Here is a 22442-nt window from a genome sequence, read left to right on the forward strand (position 1 = left end):
GGTTTGGGCTTTGGCGATAAACCAAATTTGACCGAGCTTGCGTCAAATTTATAGCTCGCAAATTTCCGCCTTTCTTGCTCAAATTTAGCGAATTTTAAATGCTATAACCCTAAAATGCGTGCAGTAAATCAAAAAAAGGAAAATTATGAAAAGCGTTTATTTTTTACTTTTGGGTGCGCTCATCGGCACTGAGCTAGCTCTGGGCGCTCTGGTTGCGCCGACGATTTTTTATCCGCAGAGCATACTTGGTGAGGGCGTACTCACGCAGTTTCAAAGCGGCAAACTGATGGCTACGATATTTGTCAAATTTAACTACGCCTTGCTAGCCGTTAGCGTCCTGATCGCGCTTTGCGAGCTTGCTTCGTTTAGATCTAGCGTTAAATTCGGCGCTAAATTTAGCATGGGTATGCTTTGTGCGATAAATTTAGCCCTCGCGCTCTCGTTCGTATTTTACTTCACGCCTTTCATCATGGACGCGCAGACCGCTGGCGAGGCGGCGACGCAGACGGCCGAGTTTGCGCAGATGCACGTGGCTAGCGAATGGACGATGAAGCTGATGTTGTTCGCACAGCTAGCTTTGTTTTTTATCAAATTTAAAACCGCCCAAAAATGAGCGCAAAGCCAGATATCCAAATTTTAACCGATTTTCTCTCTGACTACACGAGTGCGATGGTGAGCGCGGGTACCTACACCGCGCGCGTCGAAAAGTGCGTAGACCGCGTCGCTAGGCGCTACAGTTACGACGTTAGCGTGACGATTTTCGTGAAGTATTTTACGATTAGCGTGATGGACTCGGCCGACAACTCCCTGCGCCGAACCTACGTAAAAAAGATCCCGCTAGGGCAGGTGAGCTTTAACCGCATTTCCGAGCTTTCGTCGCTTAGCTGGCGGATTTTGGATGAAAATTTGAGCTTGGATGAAGCCAAAGAGCAGTTTGAGGGCGTCATGCGTATCGGGGCGAATAAATTTGCAAGCTCGCTTATTTTAATAAGCCTTGCAAATGCGGCGTTTTGCAAGCTTTTTGGCGGCGATGCTGGCTCGGTCGTATGCGTATTTTTTGCGACGCTCGTTGGCTATAGCCTTAGATTTGCACTTGCTAAAATGGGCGTAAATTTAAAAATCCAGTACGTTTTGACCTCGTTCGTCGTCTCTTTTATCGCCTATCTTGGCGTATTTTACGGCTTTACGCACACTAGCGACGTCGCGATCGGCTCGTCGATACTCTTTTTGATGCCGGGCGTTTTTCTCATAAACTCGGTCTTTGATATCTTAAATGACAACACGCTTGTAGGCATCAGTAGAGCCGTGAGTACGGGCATCCTGATACTTTGCATAGCAGTGGGCGTCTATATCACGCTCTCGCTTAGCAATGCGGAGATTTTACATGTTTGAGCTTTTGACTGCGACTATTATAGACGGCGCTTTTGCCGCGGTGGCGGGGCTTGGTTTTGCCTACGCTAGCTCTCCGCCAAAAAGAACTCTCGCCTTTTGTGCGCTACTTGCGGCATTTGCGCACGCTAGCCGCTTTTGGATCATGCAGATGGGATTTTTTAACATCAGCGTCGCTACTCTCATCGTCTCATTTTTAAGCGGGATTTTAGGTATGCTCTTTGCCAAACGGCTCAAAGTGCCCGCCGAGATCATCGCATTTCCGGCGCTTTTGCCGATGGTGCCGGGAGTTTACGCGTATAAGGGAATTTTGGCGCTGTTTTCGTTTCTAAACGAGCCTGATATCGCTAAGAAAAACGAATACCTAATCATATTTTTCGATAACTCGATCACGACCACGACGGTCTCGCTAGCGCTTGGAGTGGGCGTTTCGGTGGTGCTTATTTTGTTTTACGATCAGTCGCTGATGATAACTAGAGGCGCTAAGTGCGAGTTAACGGAAAAGTAATTTTACGCGTCTTTTACGTGCTTTTAAATGATTTTTGCTTCGCTACACTCGCAACTGTAAGCAGAACGTAAATTTCGTCCTGCGACAGACTACACGCCTAGTCTTGGGATGAAATTTACTAATTCATCACAAGACGCTTTCGTTTGGTTTTTGAGCGGTGTATTATCTCGCGTGCTTCCGCTTATCTTTTTTACGTTCAAATTTGGTAATCCGTAAAATTTGTAATAAATTTATCTCTCAAAACCTGGCTAAATTTGATAGCCTTTCTTATCTTTACCCTAAATTTTTTTCAAATTTGCCGATATAGCTTAAAACTCGTTTTAAAGGATTAAAAATGATAAGCGGCGTAAACGGATTTAACGCAAACGTAAATTATGATTTTAGTAGCGCTCATGAGCGAAATTTAAAAGCACGCGAGGAAAAAGAGGCTATAAATTTAACCTCAAATTTGGCGCCGTCTCGATCAAATTTGACCGAACCTATTGATTATTATGCTCTCGATCCCGACGAACTGGACGAAAACGAGCTTGCCGTTTGGGCGCAAAACGTAGAGTTTTCAAAACTAAACGACAAGCAGCAAAATAGGCTTCTTGCTATAAAAATGGGCTTTAAAAAACCGGTATATAAACCTTATGATCCCGTGGTTGCACGTAAGGCGTATTCGCTAAGTGGCTATACGGAAGATGATAAAATCAGCATGTGGGGCAAGATAAACGGGCTTGATCCAAGTATGAGCAAGGACGAGGTAGCAGAGCTAAAGAAATTTATAGATAGCACGAAGGTCTTGCAAAGTAATTCAAGCATGGAAAACGATGTTTTTAGCGTAGACGGGTTTATGAGCGCGTTTAATGTGGATCTAGGAGGCTTTGGCGTTGGTCATACGAAGGGTGCCGGACTTAAAATGGCGGTCGATATGGCAAACCTACTAGACTCCGATATGGATTTGGAAAAATTTAAAGATAAATGGCTTGAGGTTGCCGCCGAAAAGATACTAGGAGAGAATGCAAAGGTCAAAATATCGCTCAAAGACGGCAAGCTAAATTTCGACCAGATATCAGGAAAACGGCCTGCAGTCTTTTGGGGACAAGAGATGGTAAAACAGGCGAGCTACGCAGATGAAACAACTAAAAAAGAGTTTTTAAATTTCTTAAAAGATGCGTTTAAAAAAGGCGAGAGTATCGCAGACGTACTACAAAATATAGCTCTAAATGAGGGTACGGCAAGCGATCAAGCCACCAAAGAAACGCCCGAAGAGAATAAATTTAAACCCATCCAAGCCACTAGCAAAAGCAAGACTTACGTAGATAAAGACGTTAGACGCGAGTTTTTCGAGAATTTTCTGAAAGCCGAACAGGAAAAGGGAACGGATATAATGGAGCTTTTAAGAAAACTAGGTAAAATAGGGCTTGATCTAAAAGCCTAAGGAGAGCAGCCTTGAAAATACGAATCTACTACGAAGATACCGATGCTGGCGGTATAGTCTATCACGCAAACTATATAAAATACTGCGAAAGGGCGCGCAGCGAGATGTTTTTTGGCTCAGATGTTAAGCCTTTTAGCAAGGATGGGCATTTTGTCGTGAGCGAGATTCGGGCGAAATTTAAAAAGCCCGCCGTCCTTGGCGATCTACTCGAGGTAAAAACGAGCGTAGCAAGCCTGAAAAAAGCCTCCGCGCTCATAAATCAAAAAATTTATAAAATCGCAAATTTAAGCGGAGAATGCGAACCCGAGCTCGTCTTTGAAGCGGACGTCGAGGTCGCGTTTGTTAGCAACCTGAAGCCTGCTAAGATGAGCGAGAAGATAGTTGATTTTCTCTCCTCTTATTGCTCGTAAAAGCCGTATTCGCCGGCTTTTAAAACCTTTGTATCGTATATGATCTGCGAGTCCTCGACGCTCTCGCTAAAAAGCCTCTGCGCGCTGCGGTTTAGGTAGGTTGCGTAGATGTAGTCAAGCCCGGCGCTAGCGGAGTAACCCACCCAGTTGAAGTTTAAATTTTGCCCCAAAATTTCGTTATTTGAGTCCAGCGCGCCGTCGGTTTTAGAAATCGAGTTTGCTATGTAGAGCTTTTCTCTATCTTGCGGTTGCGTGAGTTTAAAGATACTCGGCGCGTAGTTGATCTGGGTACTTAAAAGAGCGTTAAATTTGACGTCGTAAAGGCGCATTTGGGAGCTTACCATCGAGGCTTTTACTAGCGGAACGTTTAGAAAAACGGTCGCGCCGCTTAGCCTTGAGTTACCGGATAATATCGGCTTTAGATCGGTCGCGCCGCTTGCGATCTCGTTTTCATAGGCTAGCCCGCCGCTAAGCTCGTCCGCATAGCGATTTAGCGCCGCTCCTAGCGCGCTGCCGTCAGAAAACGCCGCGACTTGGCCGTTTGAGAAATTTAGCAGCTTCTCGACTTGTCCTTTGTAGTCTATACCGCCGAATATCAAATTATCCTGCGGCGAATCGACGCTAGAGATGTGCAGAGTCGGCACGAAAGCCGTCATGGCGGGGTCTAAAACCTCGTTTAGATATTTTGCGCCCACAGGCGTAAACGGCGCGATGATATAGGCGATATTTTCGCTTTTAGCGCGTGTTAGGGCGCCGTCGATAGCGCTTGGGGCTTCGTTGCCGATGTTGTAAAATTTAACGTCGATAGCGGCGTTTTGCCTGACGATATAGGCGATAACCGCGTTTGAGACGACGCCGGCGTAGCTTTTTATGCTATCTTGCGGGATGATGACGGCGATTTTAAACTCGGCGTTTGAGCTTGGCGTCAGGCTTTCGCCGCCCGCGTTTGCATAGGGGCTGCTTAGAGCGTTAATGGCTTGCAAAATTTCTTGATTCGAGCTGTTTTCGTAGCGAGCCAACAAGCTGTGCAAAAGACCTTCTTTAACGAGATCAAGCAAGCAGGCATCGTCGCACTTTGCCGGTTCTAAATTTATATAAACTTCGCTCGCCGGCGGTATATCGGAGGCCTTTTCGCTCCTGGCAAACAGCGCCGAACAGATCAGTAAAGCGGTTAAAATTTTTCTCATAGGTACTCTTTTATCTTTTTTAAATCGCTGAAAAACAGCTCTTTTTTGCTTGGATTTTTTGCTACGACGCTTGGCGAATAAGTCGCTAGCAAGGCCGAGTGCTTAAATTTCATTATGTTTCCCCTTATTGCCTCAAAGCTTTGCGCGCTTTGTTTTATCATTTTGTAAAAGACCTCTTCGCCTAGCGCTACGATGAGTTTTGGCGCTACTAGACGGGCTTCTGCGCTAAAATACGGCTCGCAAAGCTCGTAAGCGCTTGCCGGAGCTTTGGCGGCGGGCTTGCATTTTAACAGGCTCGTGACGTAAATTTCGTCCTTTTTTAGTCCGGCCAGTTCATTTAAATTTTGTAAAAACTTATCGTCGCCTACTAAAAACTTTCCGCTCGCGTCCTCGGCGGCGTTTGGCGCGTCAAATACGAAAACTACTTTAGCGCTTTTATCTCCAAGGCCCGTTAGCGCGTGGGTTGCGCTCTTGCAAAGCTCGCATAGATTGCACTCTTTGATGCTCGCGTTTAGTTCGGCAAGGCTACTTGGCAAGGCCGCGGACGAAGGCGAAAAATCGGCGAATTTATACCCGAACGCCCTCAGATAGTAAAGCTCTCTTAAAATTTCGTTTGCGTAACTCATCGCGCGATGATATCCAAAAGGGCGTTAAAAACAGATAAATCAAAGCGCAAGTTTGCTTAAATTTTCGCCCTCTAAGCGGTAGTTTCGCCACTGCTCGGACTGGTTTTTCGCACCCATTTTTTCGTAAAATTTGATGCCGGGCTCGTTCCAGTGCAGGCACGCCCACTCGAGACGTTGGAGATTTTCGTCCTTACAAATTTGAGCTAGATGCCTAAAAAACTCTTTTCCTATGCCTTTGTTGCGATGCTCTTTTTGGACGTACAAATCCTCCAAATACATCCCGCCAAGTCCCAAAAAAGTGGAAAAGGTGTAAAAATATATCGCGTAGGCTATGATTTTACCCTCTGTTTCGCAGACTAAAATCTTGGCGTAGTTTTTCTCAAAAACAGACTCGGCAAAAATTTCCGGCGTAAATTTGACATCATCACTCATTTTTTCGTACGCGGCCAGCTCTTTAACCAGCTCGCAAACGGCCGAGACGTCGGCCCTGGATGCTTTTCTAATAACGTAAGGCAAAATTTTCTCCTAAATTTTAATGAGCGATTATATTTTTATTATTTTAAAACGAAGTTTAAAAATTTATTAAAAGGATTTTAAGCGATTTGTTGATAAAATCACCGACTTATATCAAAATCACCATAAGGAAAAATTTATGAAAAGAACATACCAACCTCATAAAACCCCTAGAAAACGCACTCACGGGTTTCGCGTCCGCATGAAAACCAAAAACGGCCGCAAAGTGCTAAACGCAAGACGCGCAAAAGGTAGAGCAAGATTGGCCGTTTAAGCAAATTTAGCTCTATAAGCAGCCAAAAGGAGTTTTCAAGCATCTACAAAGAGGCCGTCAAATGGCACTGCGAGGAGGCGATAGTCTTTTTTAAGCCTTGCAATGAAAACAAATTAGCCGTCGTAGCCAGCAAAAAGGTGGGCAAAGCCGTCGTTCGCAACCGATGTAAAAGGCTTTTGCGAGCGGTCGTAGTCGAGATTTCAAATGAGCTTGCGGACGGCATTTACGTGATAGTCGTTAAAAACGGGCTAGAGAAAAGCTCGTTTTTAAAGCTCAAAAAAAATATCTCTTGGGCTATGAAAAAACTCGGATGTATAAAATCAGGCATATGAAAATGATAAAACAAGCTATTTTATTTTTGATAAAAGCATATCAAGATTATATCTCCAAATTTACTCCGAAGTCTTGCAGATACTATCCCTCCTGCTCGGAATTTGCCGTTTGGCAGTTTAAATTTAACGGCTTTTTCTCGGCGCTTTTTGCGGTTATTTTTAGAATTTTACGCTGTAATCAGCTTTTTAAAGGCGGCATCGACTACCCCGTCATCAGTAAAAATTTCGACTCTTTTTTTATATCCAATCAAAATTTAAAATCACACATCGCATTTTGGTTCGTCCCGTATAAAAAAAATAAATTCTACGTTATTAAAAATTTAGACTTTCAAAAGGAAAAATAGTGTTAGACAATATGTCAGTTCAAAAACGCGTGATATTAGCGACCGTTTTATCTTTTATCTTTTTTATCGCTTACGATCATTTTTTTATTCCTAAAAATTTGCCGCTAGATCAAAACCAAACCGTGACGGTACGGCAATCAAGCCGAGCAAACGCCGCTCCGAGCGCAAATACCGCATCAGGCGCTAGCGCTCCGCAAGCAGTTGCCACGCAAAGCCGCGAGATCGCCGTTATAAAGGGCGAGCACTTTGAGGCGCGCATCGACGAGCTAGGCAGGATTTCTAAATTTTATCTAAACGACGAAAAATACAAAAACGCCGATGGCAATCGCATCGAGCTAGCTGGCACCCAGCCGCTACCGCTTGAGGTTCGCTTTAGCGACAAGGCCTTAAACGAGCAGGCCTTCAAGGTATCCTACGCGAGCGACGTTAGCGAGATAAATTTAACTAGCGAGCCAAAAAGCATAGTTTTAACGCAAAATTTGGAAGGCTCTAGCGTAACTAAGAAAATCACGTTTTATCCAAACGGGAGCTATGATCTAGACCTTAGCGTGAGCGCGGGCGAATACTACGTGACCCCGGGCTTTCGTCCAAGCGTCGCTATCGACAGCTACACCGTCCACGGCGCGCTACTTAAGCATAACGACGGCAAGCTAACTATCATCGAGGACGGCGACGTAGATGCAACCGAAAGCTTTAATAACGTAAACATAGCCGCAGCTAGCGACAGATACTACACGGCTTTGTTTTTTAAATTTGACGGACTTTTAAATCCCGTAGTTTCAAAAGACGGCGCGGGCAATGCAGTGATATTCGTAAAAGGCGAGCAAAATTTTAAAGCCAAGGGCTACATCGGCGCTAAAGACCACGCGACTTTAAGCCAGATAAACGAGGAGCTCGTGGACGTCATCGAGTACGGCTGGTTTACCTTTATCGCAAAACCGATGTTCGCGTTTTTAAATTGGCTTTACGGCTACATCGGCAACTGGGGCTGGGCGATCGTCGTGCTAACGCTAGCTATCAGGATCGTGCTTTTTCCTCTTACCTACAAAGGCATGCTATCGATGAATAAGCTAAAAGATCTGGCGCCAAAAGTAAAAGAGCTGCAAGCCAAATACAAAGGCGATCCGCAAAAGTTAAATATGCATATGATGGAGCTATATAAGAAAAACGGCGCCAACCCGATGGGCGGCTGCTTGCCGATACTTATGCAGATTCCGATTTTCTTTGCGATTTACCGCGTTTTGCTAAACGCTATCGAGCTAAAAGCCGCACCGTGGATACTATGGATACACGACCTTTCGGTGATGGATCCGTATTTCGTGCTGCCTATTTTGATGGGTGCTACGATGTTCCTTCAGCAAAAGCTCACTCCGACCACGTTTAGCGACCCGATGCAAGAAAAGATAATGAAATTTTTACCGCTTATCTTTACGTTTTTCTTCGTGACTTTCCCTGCGGGACTTACGCTTTACTGGTTTGTAAACAACCTCTGCTCGGTCGTTCAACAAATTTTTGTAAATAAACTCTTTGAAAAGCATAAAAAAGCGGAGGTAAAGGTCTGATGCGAATAGAAGCCGAAAATTTGCAAGAAGCTTTTAAAAAGGCCGCCGAGGAGCTAAACTGCTCCGTTACCGAGCTTGATATCAAAATTTTGCAAAATCCGAGTGCCGGCTTTTTGGGATTTTTCAAAAAAACGGCGATCATCGAAGCCGTAAAAGAGGGCGCGCATAAAGAAGCAAAAAAAGCCCCTCAAGCCGCTCGAAAAGAAAACGTAAATGAAAAAAAGAGGGAGTCTAAGAAAAAGGAAAGCTCAGTCGAGGAGCAGGTCTGTCAAGACGATAAAGACAAGAAAAAAAATCATAAAAATCGGCACGAACATCACAAGTCTCAGACGATCAAACAAAATGAAACGAGTGCGGCAGACGAGCCGAAATTTACCGAGTCGCACGCTGAGCCGCAAGTAAACGAGTCCCACAAAAAAGAGCGACCAAAAAAAGAAAGCGGTAAAAATATCCTTGATCACTCAATCATCGATACCTTTAATAAAAACGATTTTTACGAGGGCGATGAAAAAATAGGAAGTAGCGAAAATTTTGACTCGCCGGCTTCCGGCGGCGAGACGAATTTGACGCAAAGCGCTCCAAATTTAACCAAAAAAGAAAAACAAGACTCTCGCGCAGACCGCGGCTTGGCTCAAAAACAAAAAGAGCAAAAACAAAAAGCCGACATCGATAAAGCGCTACCCGAGATAAAGCAGGGCGTAGAAAAGCTCTTTGGAGGAAATTTTTTTACGATAGATAAAATAGACGTGCGTAAATTTGACGACGATACCGTAATAATCGAGCTTGACGGCGAGGATGCGGCGCTACTCATCGGCAAAGAGGGCTACCGCTACAAGGCGATCTCGTATCTGCTTTATAACTGGATAGGTTCTAAATACGGCCTTAGCGTACGCCTTGAGATAGCTCAGTTTTTGCAAAATCAAGAGGCTGCGATCGAGCAATATCTAAAAAGCGTAATCGAGCGCGTCGAGGAGACGGGCAAGGCAAAAACAAAGCATCTAGACGGCGTTTTGGTTAAGATCGCCCTAGAAAAACTGCGCGAGAAATTCCCGGATAAGTACGTCGGCGTAAAGTCAAACAGCGACGGACAATACGTGGTCGTAAATGATTTTATAAAAAAATGAACGACACCATAGCCGCCGTCGCCACCGCGCACGGTGTAGGCTCGATCTCCATCATCAGGCTAAGCGGCGCAAACGCCCTTAGTCTGGCTCTAAAACTCACCAAAATCACCTCTCTTGTCCCGCGTTATGCGACTCTAACTAAAATTTACGCCGAAGGCGAGCTTATCGACGAAGCCTTGCTTATTTATTTCAAGGCTCCGCGTAGTTTCACGGGTGAGGACGTAGTGGAGTTTCAGCTCCACGGTGGGTTAGTGGTGGCAAATTTGATCCTAGGCGAGCTCATCAAAAACGGCGCTAGACTCGCGCGCGCAGGAGAGTTTAGCAAGCGAGCGCTCATAAACGGCAAGATGGATTTTAGTAAGATCGAGGCGATAAATTCGCTAATCAACGCAAAAAGCGAGGACGGCGCAAAGATTATGGCTCGCACGATGAGGGGAGATTTGGCTAAATTTACGAACGAGATTCGCCGAGAGCTCGTGAAAACTCTTGCATTCGTGGAGACTAGCATCGACTATGCCGACGATGATTTGCCTGCGGATTTGCTAGAGAGCATCAACCAAATGCTAAAACAAAATAGCGCCAAACTAGATAAAATCGTCGCTATAAGCCAGAGCAGAAAAGGGTTGCTCGAGGGCTTTAAAATCGCGATAGTAGGCAAGCCAAACGTCGGCAAAAGCTCGATCTTAAACTCGCTTTTGTCTTACGAGCGCGCGATCATCAGCGACGAGGCCGGCACGACTAGAGACAGTATCGAAGAAGCCCTAAAAATAGGCACTCATCTAGTGCGCATCATCGACACGGCAGGCATCCGCAAAAACGCTGGCAAGATCGAGCAGATCGGTATTTCGTATTCGTTGCGGGCTATCGAGGAGGCCGACGTTATCCTGGCCGTTTTTGACGCGTCGCAGGAGGCTGATGAGCAGGATAACGAGATCCTGGAGCTTTTAAAAAACTTGCAAAAAAAGATTTTTTACGTTTTAAATAAATGCGACCTCGGCGTTAAATTTAACGCTCCAGTGGACGCGATACAAATTTGCGCCAAGCAAGGAACGGACGAGATAATAAATAGCCTAAAAGCCTATCTCGACGCACAGGATACGAGCGAGATACTACTAAATTCCGCTCGTCAAATTTCATGCTGTGAGGCGGCGAGTGAGGCGATAAAAAGGGCGTTAAATTTACTTGCCCAGTCCGAGCTCGAGCTTTTTGCTTATGAGCTAAATACGGCAATAGAGCAAATCTCGTCAATCACAAAACCGTTTGAGAGAAGCGAAATTTTAGACGAAATGTTTAGTAGTTTTTGTCTGGGCAAGTAGCGAGCTCATTTTGCAAAATCCGTAGCTTGCTAGGGCTTATCTAGCTTTGATGGCGTCCGCATTCCAGCCTTAGTCGGCAAACGCTAATCAAAAGAGCGTAGCACGCCTAACAAATAAAATTAAGAAAAAGTAAAACGAAAAATGCGGTAAATTTGCTCGCCAAACTCGTCCTAAAACTACGGCTAATTTACCCTACGCTCATTTTTTGCGACTAAATTCGGCCGAGTGCCCGGCGCGAAACTTGTTAAAATTACTAAGCGCGAACAAGCGTATAAAAAGAAAAAATATGAATCCGTTTAAAATTTTGATTTTTGCAATTATCGTAAATTTGGCTTTTGCCGCAGACGCGTCAAAGGATGTAAATTTGACCGCAAACGCCGCTCGCAACCAAAAAGAAGTAAAAATGCTAGAGGCGTTTTGCGGATCGATTTTGCCCTTTAGCATAGCCTCCATGCGAGCAACTAGCGGACAAGCGTTTGGACGAAAACAGCGCATTTTGCGATAGGCAAAAGGGTCTAGCTGCGCTGCAAAAAGTCTGCGACTCAAAGGATGAGCGCGACTCAAAGCTTGCCTGCGCGGAGCTAGCATGCGAGTCGGGCCAGAGCCGCGAATGCCTAAACGCCGCTAAATACTATCAAACGCTACTTAGCGTTAACGAAAAAATGTCGGCGCTTTTTCAAAAAGACTGCGACGAGCGAGGCGGCATGGACTGCTTGTATGCTAAATTTTTTGATAAGGCTCGGGACGGGATGACGGACGAGTATGTGCAAAAGATGAAAAATATCTCAAAAAGGCGTGCGACACGGGCGAAAAAGAGGGCTGCAAGGAGTTTGAAGAACTGCGCGGGCTTTGAGTTGCGAGATAAAATTTAATGAAAAATGCAGTTTTTGCCTAAAATTTAGTTACTCTCCGAGACCAACACCCCAAAAATGCTAATTTTTATTCGGCTAAATTTAGAGCCGAATTTATTCTTGATTAATGGTTGGGCGCTTTTAAATCGTTTAGTTTTGTAACTCGGCGCAAATATTATAAAAAAGCGGTAGTATAAATTTGCATACGGCGTCAAATTTTACCCGTCAAATTTGCTTCGTTTTCGTTCCTTTAGTTTATCAAGTTTTTATGCGAATTTAAGTAAAATCAACCAATTTTTTTTAAAGGCTAAAAATGGACAAATCTACCGTAAAAGCGCACAAAATCAGCGACGACGAATACGAAAATATACTTAAAATCTTAGGTAGAGAGCCCAATTTGCTCGAGCTTGGGATATTTTCCGCGATGTGGAGCGAGCACTGCAGCTACAAGTCGAGTAAAAAGTACCTAAACGGCTTCCCGACCAAGGCGCCGTGGGTGATCCAGGGTCCGGGCGAGAACGCGGGCGTCATCGACGTGGGGGGCGGCGTCGCGGCGGTGTTTAAGATGGAGAGCCACAATCACCCAAGCTTCATCGAGCCTTTTCAGGGCGCGGCGACGGGCGTGGGCGGGATACTGCGCGACGTATTTACGATGGGCGCGCGGGTCGTTGCGAATATGAACTCGCTGAGATTCGGTGAGGTGAGGGGCGAGAGCGAAAACGCGAAAAAACAGCGCTACCTGCTAAAAGGCGCGGTTGCGGGCATCGCTCACTACGGCAACTGCATGGGCATACCTACTATCGGCGGCGAGACGACGTTTGATCCTAGTTTTAACGGCAACATCCTGGTAAACGCATTTGCGCTCGGGCTTTGTAAGAGCGACGAGATATTTTACGGCAGAGCCGAAGGTATCGGCAATCCAGTGATCTACGTCGGCTCAAAGACTGGCCGCGACGGGCTTGGAGGCGCTGTGATGGCGAGCGATAGCTTTAACGACGCGAACAAATCTCTGCGCCCGACCGTGCAGGTAGGCGATCCGTTTGCCGAAAAGCTGCTGATGGAGGCGTGCTTGGAGCTGTTTAAAACCGACTACGTCGTGGGTATCCAGGATATGGGCGCGGCGGGGCTAACCTCTAGTAGCTTTGAGATGGCAGGACGCAGCGGCAGCGGTATGAAGATGTATCTAGACCGCGTGCCTATGCGCGAGACGGGCATGACGCCTTATGAACTCATGCTAAGCGAAAGCCAGGAGCGCATGCTTATCTGCGCCAAAAAAGGCTGCGAGCAAAAGATACTCGAGATATTTAAAAAATGGGACCTCGACGCCGAGATCATCGGCGAGGTAACCGATAGCGGCGTGATGGAGCTTTATTGGCACGGCGAGTTAGCTGGCGAGATACCGATAGCGCCGCTTAGCGAGGCCTCTCCGGTGCTTGACCGACCGACCGCGCGCCCAAAATATCTAGACGAAATCAAAAATTTACAAATCCCTGAAAATTTCGATAACAAAACGGCGTTTTGGAAGCTGCTTGGCGAGCCTGAGGTGCTAAACAAGTCGCTGATCTACGATCAATACGACGCAAATATCCAAACAAACACGATCAAACAACCGGGACTCCTCGGCGCTGCGGTTATCCGAGTGAAAGAAACAGGCAGGGCGATCGCGATGGCGGCGCAGTGCGACCCGCGGGCGAATTTCGTTGATCCCAAAAACGGCGCGGCTAGAGCGGTCGCGGCTGCTGGACGAAAGGTCGCGATGAGCGGAGCGACGCCTCTAGCTATCACAGACTGCCTAAACTACGGCAATCCGCAAAATCCGGAGGTCATGTGGCAGTTCGCGCAGGGCTGCGAGGGCATCAAAGAGGCTTGCCGCGAGCTAAATACGCCCGTCGTGAGCGGCAACGTGAGCCTATATAACGATACCGAGGGCGTGAGCGTCTATCCGACGCCCGCGATCGTGACGGTGGGCGTAAACGAGGACGCAAACGCGAGCCTTCCGAGCGTCTTTACCCGCGCCGGCACGGCGATATACGTGCTTGGCGAGACGAAGGGCGAATTTGCCGCGTCGCTTTACGCTAAGGCGCTATTTGACGCGGTGGGCGGCGAGCTAGCTGCGGTAGACTACAAAAAAGAGCGCGCGCTGTGGGACTTGGTCATCGAGGCAAATAAATCGGGCGCGCTAGAGTTTGCAAACAGCGTAGGCGTGGGCGGCGTAGCCATAACGCTAGCAAAAATGGCGTGCCTAAGCGGGCTTGGCGCGGAGTGCAAATTTGACGTTAAAAAGCCCGATTGCATCTTTGACGAGAGTTTTTCGCGCGCGATCGTCGGCGTAAAAGACGAGGCTAAATTTAAATCCCTAGCCGCTAAATACGGCGTCAAATTTGAAAAAATCGGTAGCGTGGGCGGAGATAAATTTAAACTAAACGATATCGATGAAAAGCTAAGCGAGGTTAGCGAGGTTTATTTTAGCGAGTTTGCCAAGATTATCAAGCAAGAAAGCTAAATGATAATCCTAAACGGCTTTAAAGAGATAAATTTTGATCCGCGCCTTATACCAGGCGCCGAAAAATTCGGCAAAAGTCCGGATAAAATAGACTTCGATAAAAACGCGGCTTTACTCGGTTGTATCGGGGCTTGTAAATTTGAGCTGTTTAACGTCAAAAAAGAGCTTATCTGGGAGATAGGCGGCGATTTTTTACATTTTGCCTTTGTGCCAGGATGCGCGCAAATTTGGCTGGTTAAGAAAACTAGCGAGCTTGCGTGCGAGCTTTTGGTTTACGACTACGAGCGAAATTTGATCGCTAAAGAGGAGCTTGACGCGCTTAGATCCGGGGGTGCGTTAGTTTTGGTAAGCCGTTAGGCGCGGCTGTCGCTGTGGAGTTTGATTGCGGCGCAGACGGCTTTAGCGGATTTTTAGCGCGGCTTGAAAACGGCAAGATAAAAGCGCTACCTTACGGCGAAAATGTTTTTTTATCGCTCTTGGACGGCGAGAGAGCGTTATTTATGAGTAGTTCAAAAAATTTAGCCTTCATCGCCCGCGCGTCCGATTTAGCGCGGCTAAGGGAGATAAATTTCGACCAAACGCAGCTTGCGCGGGATTTAGACGGCGAGTTTTTGCTAAACGGCATTATCCCGCTTAGCCGGAGCTTCTGGCTGGTAACTAGCGTCAGTTTTGCGAGCGGTTATCGTCATTACGTATTTGACGCCCAAAATTTGCGTTTTATAGACGAGGCTGCGATAGAGGGATTTTTGCCTTATGCGCAGGAGTGGGGTTACGTGCGCAGCGAGATAACCGCGCTAAAGCTAGTAGAGGGTAAAATCGCTGCGTTTTGGGACAAAATCATAAAAAACGTTACGAAAAAAAACAAAGAAACGCAGATAATAAGGCGCTATTTTACGGCCGATTTTGCGGACGTCGTAGCGCAAATTTTAGCCGCCGTAGAACTTGGAGATAAGGAATAAACTTAGCGTTTGCGGGTCGTTCGGCTATTAGCGCAGGGCATATAGCTTAAGCCGCGCCGCGCGATTTTAGCGGCTAATTTTACTAAATTTAAGGCGGAGCGTGATAGTAATTAGCGATTTTACCGAGCTTGACGGCGATCCCAGATACGGCGGTATAAATGCTGCCGATTTTGGCGCGAGTAAATTTTGCTTTAGCGTAGGTACGCTAGCAAAGCTAGTCGCGGTCTGGGGCGACGAATACGAGGACGAGGAACCCGGTTTTAAACTCTACGGCTTTGATCGCAAGCTAAAATTTAGCCTAAATGAGCCGATAATCTATGCTAAATTTGAACCTCGCGCGGCTCAAATTTGGTTAGCCAGGCGAGATAGCAAGAAGCAAATTTCGATTTTGATTTACGGCTACGGCGGCGAGCTAAGGGCAAATTTAGCGCTACCTGATGAACTTGAAAATTCAGGCGTCTGGATGGACGAGCTACCGCAAACGGGCGGTATGGCCGTAGGTCTTGGCGCGGGGCAGGACGGCTCTAGGTCGTTTTTCTTGCAGGCAAAGGGGAGTGGATTAAATTTAACCGCCGAGCTTGAGGACGATTTTAGTTTTTTGTTTGTTACGGCCGGAAAAAAGGACGAGCGCGGAGGAAACTACGCGCCTGATGATAAATTTGGCAAAGAGCTAGAATACGCGTCAAAACGCAAATGCCAAAACGAGCAAACGCGCAGGCAAAAATGCTTTTTAGGCGGCAACGCAAAAGAGCCCAAAAGCCAAATAGGCAATCAACCGCGCGATTTTAAAAATAACTTCGCGCTCGAAGCGGTGCTGCTAAATTTATACGAGCAAGAGATCGTAATATCAAGCTACCCACAGCTAGAGCCGCTACGCAGATTTAGCTTTCCTGACGAGATCGCGCTAGACGGCGAGGCTCGCGGATTTATGCTAGGCGGTATCGCGCCGCTTAACGACCGAATTTGGCTCGTGCGCGACGACGGATATTTTCGCCGCTATCTTTTTGACGCGAGCAAATTTGAGTTTATCGCCGAGATCGCTCTGGCGGGCTTTGAACCTAAAAATGGCGGCGCAGGCGAGATAACGTCGCAAATTTGCGATTTGGACTGCTTTGAGGGCAAATTGATATTTACGCGCTACGAGCTAGGTGAGCCGGATCGCTATTTTGAAGCGGACGCAGCAAAGTTGTCGGCGTTTATGCAAATTTAAAGCCGATTTCGTAAGCTTAAAGACTAAAATTTAAGCCGTTTTAACGTTTTTGATCCGAACTTAAAATTTAATAAGTTTAAAAAGGCTAAAATTGAAGCTAGCCTAACGCTTTTAATCAAATTTAGCAAGCTAAATTTAGACGGCTCAAAGCCAAATAATCAAAAAAGGAGACGAAAAACAAAACGGCTTTAGGCGCAAACGAATTTATAAATCAACGAAAGGAAAAGTAGATGTCTTGGAAAGACTTTTTAAACAACAAAGAGGACGAGCAGCCGCAAAAGGAGGGCAGAGGAATGGATCAAAAAAGCGTAGCTAAGCCGCCGGTGCTATTTAGCGAGACGCAGCAGGTATTAAAAGAAGTCGAAGCTAAACTAGGCGGCACGCTCATCACCTACTACAACTCAAACGCGGGCAGCGTCTGCGGCAACGACGCGAGCGCGATGTATGAAATTTTAAAGGGCAAAAAGATAGAAAACGCGTTTTTGTTTATCAAAAGCGACGGCGGCAGCGGTATAGCTGCGCTTCGCATCATCAGTACCCTTAGAAACTACTGCAAAAACATAACCGCGCTTATCCCCGCTAACTGCGCGTCGGCAGCGACGATGATGGCTCTTGGCGCAAACGAAATCGTGATGGGCCCGCTAGCGTATCTAACCGCCGTCGATACCTCGCTAAAACACGCGATGAGTCCGATAGATAACGGCAACGAGCGCGTTAGCGTATCGATGGACGAGCTAAACCGCGTGATAAAACTCTGGAAAATGCACGAAAAAGACAACGACGAAAACCCGTATAAATCGCTATATAACTACATCCATCCGCTGGTTTTTGGCGCCGTAGACCGCGCCAGCTCGCTCTCGCTAAAGATTTGCTGCGAGCTTTTACGCTATCATATGAATGACGAGGCAAAGATCCAAAACATCTCCGAGCGCCTAAACAGCGACTATCCGGCGCATGATTATCCGATACTTTTCCGCGAGGCCGAGGAGATCGGACTGCACGTGCAAAAGATGGACAACGAACTAAACGAGATGCTGCAAGAGCTAACGCTTCTTTACTCCGAGATGGGGCAGCGCGCGTTTACCGACTACGACGAGAACAGCTACCACGATAACAACATCGCAAACATCATCGAAGCAAACGGCAAGCAGATTTATTATCAGATCGACAAAGACTGGTTTTATCGCCCCGACGAGCGCCGCTGGAACGTGATGAACGACGAGAGTTCGTGGCGTAAAAACGAGCTAGTAGGCGGCAAGCTCAAAAATACGATTTATCATTTATGGTGATATTTTGAGTTTCATTTTTTGGTTTTTGATATTTTACGGGATTTACTATCTGGTTTCAAATTTTAGCCAAAATCCCGTAAATTTAGGCGGCTCGCAAAAAAAGGCGATGTTTGAAGAGGCTAAATTTCTAGTTAGCCTGCTTGCTAAAGTCGCCAAAAGCGACGGCAGGGTAAACGAGCTAGAGGCTCGCCTCATCAGCGAGACGCTAGATGATATCACTCTAAGGCTCGGTAACGACGCAGCGATGAGGGCGGAGCTAAAGCAGATCTATAACCGCGAAAAAGAGACGGTGCATAATGCTTATTTTATCGCTCGGCAGTACAAAGATCGCTTCCGCCTTAGTCAAGACGCCGCGGCCGCGAAGCTATCTTTTTTACTAAATTTGGCCTATATAGACGGCGAATTTAGTAAAAGCGAGCATAATGTCATCGAGCAGATCGCTTTGGGATTTGGACTTAACGAGATCGATTTTTGGTCGATTTTAAAGAGATTTGACGATTTTTACGGGCAAAGGCGGCAAGATAGGGGAGGCCGAAGCGATCCGTATGTAAAACGCGCTAAAAGCCCTTACGACGTGCTTGGACTAAAAGAGGGCGCGCCGTTTGACGAGGTAAAAAAGCGCTACCGCGAACTCGTGAAAAAATATCATCCCGATATCCTTATGGGGCGCGGCGAGAGCGAAGAGATGATAGAAAAGAGTACTCGTAAGTTGCAAGAGATAAATGAGGCGTATGAAACCATAAAACAACGTGCGGCTTAGAGGCTTGTCTCACGAGCGCTTTTGAACGAGCTTAAAATTTTCTCCCTCGATGAACTACATGTTCTATCTTCGGTCGAAAATTTTGGCGCAACGTCCAAAATCATCTCACGATACTTCGCCTTTTAAATTCGTAAATTTTAGCCAGGTTTTTGTAAAATTCAGCCAAATTTCGGTGCGGTATTTTGAGATGATTTTTCGAGTTTTGAAGCAAAATTGAGCGTGCGCTAGGCATATAGCCTGCGGAGCGAAAATTTTGCAAGATCTCGAAAAAGCACTCAAAGGACAAACCGATAAAGAAAGGAATATAAATGAGAGCATTAATCAGCGTCAGCGACAAAGAAGGCATCGTAGAGTTTGCAAAAGGACTCGAGCGACTCGGTTTTGAGATATTAAGCACGGGCGGCACGCACAAACTGCTAAAAGAGCAGGGCGTAAAGGCGGTCGAGGTTAGCGAGTACACGGGCTCGCCCGAGATGTTTGAGGGGCGCGTGAAAACCTTGCACCCAAAAATTCACGGCGGGATATTGCATAAGCGAAACGACGCAAACCACGTGAGCCAAGCCGCGCAATACGGCATCGGCGGCATCGATCTGGTCTGCGTAAATTTATACCCGTTCAAACAAACTACCATTCGCACCGATAATTTTGATGAGATCATCGAAAACATCGACATCGGCGGCCCTGCGATGGTGCGCTCGGCGGCTAAAAACTTCTCTAGCGTTTATATCGTCACTAGCCCGCTTGATTATGACGAGGTTTTACGAGTCATAGAGAGCGCGGATGAGAGCGAAAAGGTCGTTTTTAGGAGAAATTTGATGATAAAAGCCTACGAGCACACCGCGGCCTACGACTCGATGATCGCAAACTACATGAACGAGCGCTTTAACGACGGCTTTGGCGAGATGAAATTTATCGCCGGTAGCAAGGTTTTTGATGCACGTTACGGCGAAAATCCGCACCAAAAGGGTGCGCTATACGAGTTTGGTTACTTTTTTAGCAACAACTTCACCGCGCTAAAAGGCGAAGCTAGCTTTAACAACATTACCGATATCAATGCCGCTTTGGCGCTAGCAAGCAGCTTTGACGCCGCGCCTGCGGTCGCCATCGTAAAGCACGCCAACGCTTGCGGCTTTGCCGTAAAATCAAATCTGCTAGAAAGCTACGTCGAGGCGCTAAAATGCGATCCCGTCAGCGCATACGGCGGCGTCGTCGCGATAAACGGCACGCTAGACCGCGCTTTGGCCGAAAAAATCAACGAAATCTACGTCGAGGTCATCATCGCCGCAAACGTGGACGAGGACGCGCTTGCGGTATTTGAAGCCAAAAAACGCATAAAAATTTTCACTCAGGGCAATAAATTTTTACAACGCGCAAACGACAAATACGACTTTAAGCACGTTGACGGCGGCTTTGTCTATCAGCAAAGCGACGAGGTGAAAGCTAGCGAGCTAGAAAATATGAAATTACAAACCGAGCGCGCAGCCAGCGAGTCCGAGCTAAAAGACCTCGAGATCGCGTGGAAGGTCGCGGCTCTCACGAAAAGCAACTGCGTCATCTACGTGAAAAACAGCGCCGTAGTCGCCATCGGTATGGGTATGACTAGCCGCGTGGACGCCGCGCGTGCGGCCGTGGCTAAGGCGCGCGATATGGGGCTTGATTTACGCGGTTGCGCACTTGCTAGCGAGGCGTTTTTCCCGTTTCGCGATAGTATCGATATCGCAAGCGAGGCGGGCGTAAAAGCCGTGATACAGCCTGGCGGTAGCATCCGCGACGATGAGGTCGTGCAGGCGGCAAACGAGCACGGCATGGCGATGTATTTTACCGGCGTGCGCCACTTTTTACACTAAAATTTGATCGTTTTTGCGGCGAGCAATTAGCTACGCCGCTTTACTTTATCCGGCTTAAATTTGCAAATAGCGGTAAAACTATCGGTAAAATTTTCGGCCTTCATGCTCTTTTAAATTTAGTTTACATGAACCCACGTAAATAGCTGCGCTAAGATAAAAAGAGGAAACTCATATGCTAAAAGAAAACATTAAAAATGAAATAGAAAAGCTGGCTCCAAATCCGTTTAGACAAAATACGGATGAGGTTGCGGAAATTTTAAGCAAGCTAAATATAAATAAACAAAGTTGCTTCGCGCAGTTATATCTTACTTATACCGGGCCTTTTGACCCGATTTTTCAGGATGTAGAGATACTGGAAATCACGGACATCCTTAGCCCTAATATCATAGAAATGACGGAATATTTTCGCGAGCATTTTTTGCTACCTCAAAGGTATATAGCCCTTAGCGACGATGCTCCTTATTTTAGCGAATGGCTTGCCTTAGTAATGAAAGACGATAAATATGGTTATATCAATGACAAAAACGAAACCGTCCTCCCTTTTATTTATGACGATGGGGCTCTCTTTGAGAATGGTAAAGCGTGGGTACAGATAAGGGATAAACAATTTCAGATTAATAAATTAGGTATAAAAATAAAATAGGAAACAGAATGAAAATCAATAAACCTTTGGCTAAAAAGCCTCCTTTTTTTGATATCGATATCCGCACTGTAGCAGATATCGACCAAGACCCTCGTTTTTATATGGCGGACACACAAGAAACGCCCCGCTATTGGACAGACGGCAAGCGGATATACTACCGCCATTCCCCTATAGAGAAGGCAAACCTTGAAACTTTTGTTTATTTTAATGGCTTTTTTGCTAAAGACGATAAGCATTGTTATATCGTGGGGCGCCCTCTCAAAGGGGCTAATGCTAAAACTTTCGAAATGCTCAACGAGTGTTACGCTACCGATTATCAAAGTGTTTGGACATCGGGAGGGCGCTTTGAACCTGAGGATATTAGTACTTTTGAAGTATGCGATGAGGGTATTCACAGAATAGATGGGGATGAAGAAACTTCGTGGGAGTTTAGCGATTGGATTAGGCGTGTGGTGCGTGTAGAATTTCCGTATGGCTATGCCAAAGATAGTAAGCAGGTGTATTATGAGGATTATCACGGCAAGATAAAAATACTCGCTAAAGCCAATCCAGCAAATTTCATCTCGATGAACGATGGTGATTTTGCTAAAGATGATACCTATGTTTTCTATGGGAAAACACCCTTGCCTAAGGCAAATCCAGCGACTTGGCGAAAGATTTCGCATTTTTATTCCAAAGATGATAAACGGATTTATTACCTGAACAAACTCATCAAGGAAGCGGATTACGATACTTTTGAGGTGGTAGTGCTCACTTCGCCAGAAGGATATAAACTGCCCTATGGCAAGGATAAAAACCAATATTATAACTACGGGAACCCTCTTAGCGAAGCTGAAGCCTTACACGAAGTGAACAAGCCGATCTGGGATGATTAAAATTTAGACCCCTGAGCTCAAACTCAAAACTATTATGCAGCACCCTATCACTTTAGAAGCCGCGCTCAAGGAAGTAACCCAGGAGCGCTTTTGCAAGGGACATCATTACAAGGATGTCGCCCTGACCGACGAGATGGTTGAACAGATCGTGCAAGTAAAGTCGTTGGTCAATATGGGATTTATCAATACCGCGATTACCGATGAAGCCCTCCAGTACTTAGCAACTTTGCCCAAACTAAAACTCCTTATCTTAGAGGGTAATAAGCAAGTTACAGGCGAAGGCTTTAAGTACTTTACGGGCAAACCTATTGGCCATATCTCGCTGGACGGTTGTCCAGTAACTGATGAGACGCTAAAAATCGTCTTGCAAGTACCGCGCCTGAAGTCTCTTTCGCTAAAGAGAACGCGGGTTACTTTTGAGGGGCTAATGGCAGTAGCACACTACAACAAGGTGAGTTTCTACCTTGATAAACCTTTCACTGCCGAGCAGATAAAAG

At 46.3% G+C, this 22442-nt stretch carries 25 protein-coding genes and 1 pseudogene; 23 read left to right on the forward strand and 3 right to left on the reverse strand.

The window, feature by feature from the left end; genetic code table 11:
- Nucleotides 1–145 precede the first annotated feature (145 nt).
- The 5 genes from QZ157_RS06870 to QZ157_RS06890 all read left to right on the forward strand — a co-directional run bounded on the left by QZ157_RS06870 (nucleotide 146) and on the right by QZ157_RS06890 (nucleotide 3730).
- Nucleotides 146–613: a DUF4149 domain-containing protein gene (locus QZ157_RS06870; RefSeq protein ID WP_295143524.1), complete on the forward strand. Its 468-nt coding sequence runs from the start codon at nucleotides 146–148 to the stop codon at nucleotides 611–613.
- Entirely contained in the window at nucleotides 610–1392 is a 783-nt protein-coding gene (locus tag QZ157_RS06875; protein WP_295143527.1) for a threonine/serine exporter family protein, read from the forward strand. Before QZ157_RS06870 ends, QZ157_RS06875 begins: the two co-directional genes overlap by 4 nt.
- On the forward strand, nucleotides 1385–1897 hold the full coding sequence (locus QZ157_RS06880) for a threonine/serine exporter family protein (RefSeq protein ID WP_295143530.1): 513 nt from the start codon (nucleotides 1385–1387) through the stop codon (nucleotides 1895–1897). The genes QZ157_RS06875 and QZ157_RS06880 overlap by 8 nt, the downstream gene beginning before the upstream one ends.
- A gap of 334 nt (nucleotides 1898–2231) precedes the next feature.
- Nucleotides 2232–3320 (forward strand): hypothetical protein, encoded by a 1089-nt coding sequence (locus tag QZ157_RS06885; RefSeq protein ID WP_295143533.1) that lies wholly within the window; start codon nucleotides 2232–2234, stop codon nucleotides 3318–3320.
- Nucleotides 3321–3331: 11 nt separating this feature from the next.
- Entirely contained in the window at nucleotides 3332–3730 is a 399-nt protein-coding gene (locus QZ157_RS06890) for a YbgC/FadM family acyl-CoA thioesterase (protein WP_295143536.1), read from the forward strand.
- Here the strand turns inward: QZ157_RS06890 and QZ157_RS06895 are convergent.
- The 3 genes from QZ157_RS06895 to QZ157_RS06905 are packed head-to-tail and all read right to left on the reverse strand — an operon-like array spanning nucleotide 3718 to nucleotide 6059.
- Nucleotides 3718–4917, reverse strand: coding sequence for a hypothetical protein (locus QZ157_RS06895; RefSeq protein ID WP_295143539.1), 1200 nt, complete (start codon nucleotides 4915–4917; stop codon nucleotides 3718–3720). The genes QZ157_RS06890 and QZ157_RS06895 overlap by 13 nt on opposite strands.
- A complete protein-coding gene (locus QZ157_RS06900) occupies nucleotides 4914–5543 on the reverse strand; it encodes a uracil-DNA glycosylase (protein WP_295143542.1) in 630 nt (209 codons plus the stop codon). The genes QZ157_RS06895 and QZ157_RS06900 overlap by 4 nt, the downstream gene beginning before the upstream one ends.
- Before the next feature lie 39 nt (nucleotides 5544–5582).
- The gene (locus QZ157_RS06905; protein WP_295143545.1) at nucleotides 5583–6059 is read right to left on the reverse strand and encodes a GNAT family N-acetyltransferase; all 477 of its coding nucleotides are present in this window, start codon (nucleotides 6057–6059) and stop codon (nucleotides 5583–5585) included.
- Nucleotides 6060–6195: 136 nt separating this feature from the next.
- Here QZ157_RS06905 and rpmH point away from each other — a divergent pair, with 136 nt between their 5' ends.
- The 18 genes and pseudogenes from rpmH to QZ157_RS06995 all read left to right on the forward strand — a co-directional run.
- Nucleotides 6196–6330, forward strand: a complete 135-nt coding sequence (gene rpmH / locus QZ157_RS06910; RefSeq protein ID WP_002946826.1) for a 50S ribosomal protein L34 — start codon at nucleotides 6196–6198, stop codon at nucleotides 6328–6330.
- Complete coding sequence (gene rnpA, locus QZ157_RS06915) at nucleotides 6318–6662, forward strand: ribonuclease P protein component (RefSeq protein ID WP_295143591.1); 345 nt, start codon at nucleotides 6318–6320, stop codon at nucleotides 6660–6662. The genes rpmH and rnpA overlap by 13 nt, the downstream gene beginning before the upstream one ends.
- Before the next feature lie 2 nt (nucleotides 6663–6664).
- A complete protein-coding gene (yidD, locus tag QZ157_RS06920) occupies nucleotides 6665–7006 on the forward strand; it encodes a membrane protein insertion efficiency factor YidD (RefSeq protein WP_232037862.1) in 342 nt (113 codons plus the stop codon).
- An 11-nt stretch (nucleotides 7007–7017) separates the two neighbouring features.
- Complete coding sequence (gene yidC, locus QZ157_RS06925) at nucleotides 7018–8568, forward strand: membrane protein insertase YidC (protein WP_295143594.1); 1551 nt, start codon at nucleotides 7018–7020, stop codon at nucleotides 8566–8568.
- Nucleotides 8568–9692 (forward strand): Jag N-terminal domain-containing protein, encoded by a 1125-nt coding sequence (locus tag QZ157_RS06930; protein WP_295143553.1) that lies wholly within the window; start codon nucleotides 8568–8570, stop codon nucleotides 9690–9692. The genes yidC and QZ157_RS06930 overlap by 1 nt, the downstream gene beginning before the upstream one ends.
- Nucleotides 9689–11008: a tRNA uridine-5-carboxymethylaminomethyl(34) synthesis GTPase MnmE gene (mnmE, locus tag QZ157_RS06935; protein ID WP_295143556.1), complete on the forward strand. Its 1320-nt coding sequence runs from the start codon at nucleotides 9689–9691 to the stop codon at nucleotides 11006–11008. The genes QZ157_RS06930 and mnmE overlap by 4 nt, the downstream gene beginning before the upstream one ends.
- A gap of 286 nt (nucleotides 11009–11294) precedes the next feature.
- A complete protein-coding gene (locus QZ157_RS06940) occupies nucleotides 11295–11513 on the forward strand; it encodes a hypothetical protein (RefSeq protein ID WP_295143559.1) in 219 nt (72 codons plus the stop codon).
- Nucleotides 11485–11880: a hypothetical protein gene (locus QZ157_RS06945; protein ID WP_295143562.1), complete on the forward strand. Its 396-nt coding sequence runs from the start codon at nucleotides 11485–11487 to the stop codon at nucleotides 11878–11880. The genes QZ157_RS06940 and QZ157_RS06945 overlap by 29 nt, the downstream gene beginning before the upstream one ends.
- A gap of 292 nt (nucleotides 11881–12172) precedes the next feature.
- Entirely contained in the window at nucleotides 12173–14362 is a 2190-nt protein-coding gene (gene purL / locus QZ157_RS06950; RefSeq protein WP_295143565.1) for a phosphoribosylformylglycinamidine synthase subunit PurL, read from the forward strand.
- The gene (locus tag QZ157_RS06955; protein ID WP_295143567.1) at nucleotides 14363–14719 is read left to right on the forward strand and encodes a hypothetical protein; all 357 of its coding nucleotides are present in this window, start codon (nucleotides 14363–14365) and stop codon (nucleotides 14717–14719) included.
- A 14-nt stretch (nucleotides 14720–14733) separates the two neighbouring features.
- The gene (locus tag QZ157_RS06960; protein ID WP_295143570.1) at nucleotides 14734–15321 is read left to right on the forward strand and encodes a hypothetical protein; all 588 of its coding nucleotides are present in this window, start codon (nucleotides 14734–14736) and stop codon (nucleotides 15319–15321) included.
- A gap of 100 nt (nucleotides 15322–15421) precedes the next feature.
- Nucleotides 15422–16531, forward strand: a complete 1110-nt coding sequence (locus QZ157_RS06965) for a hypothetical protein (RefSeq protein WP_295143573.1) — start codon at nucleotides 15422–15424, stop codon at nucleotides 16529–16531.
- Nucleotides 16532–16761: 230 nt separating this feature from the next.
- Entirely contained in the window at nucleotides 16762–17820 is a 1059-nt protein-coding gene (locus QZ157_RS06970; RefSeq protein WP_295143576.1) for a hypothetical protein, read from the forward strand.
- A 4-nt stretch (nucleotides 17821–17824) separates the two neighbouring features.
- On the forward strand, nucleotides 17825–18580 hold the full coding sequence (locus QZ157_RS06975) for a TerB family tellurite resistance protein (RefSeq protein WP_295143579.1): 756 nt from the start codon (nucleotides 17825–17827) through the stop codon (nucleotides 18578–18580).
- A 308-nt stretch (nucleotides 18581–18888) separates the two neighbouring features.
- Nucleotides 18889–20427, forward strand: a complete 1539-nt coding sequence (gene purH, locus QZ157_RS06980) for a bifunctional phosphoribosylaminoimidazolecarboxamide formyltransferase/IMP cyclohydrolase (protein ID WP_295143582.1) — start codon at nucleotides 18889–18891, stop codon at nucleotides 20425–20427.
- 172 nt (nucleotides 20428–20599) lie between these two features.
- The gene (locus QZ157_RS06985; RefSeq protein ID WP_295143585.1) at nucleotides 20600–21070 is read left to right on the forward strand and encodes a WG repeat-containing protein; all 471 of its coding nucleotides are present in this window, start codon (nucleotides 20600–20602) and stop codon (nucleotides 21068–21070) included.
- 8 nt (nucleotides 21071–21078) lie between these two features.
- Nucleotides 21079–21945 (forward strand): DKNYY domain-containing protein, encoded by an 867-nt coding sequence (locus QZ157_RS06990; protein WP_295143588.1) that lies wholly within the window; start codon nucleotides 21079–21081, stop codon nucleotides 21943–21945.
- Nucleotides 21946–21979: 34 nt separating this feature from the next.
- Nucleotides 21980–22442: pseudogene (locus QZ157_RS06995) on the forward strand (hypothetical protein); the annotation flags it as partial.

The sequence above is a fragment of the uncultured Campylobacter sp. genome (genome assembly GCF_905372745.1).
In the GTDB taxonomy this organism is placed as follows: Bacteria; Campylobacterota; Campylobacteria; order Campylobacterales; family Campylobacteraceae; genus Campylobacter_A.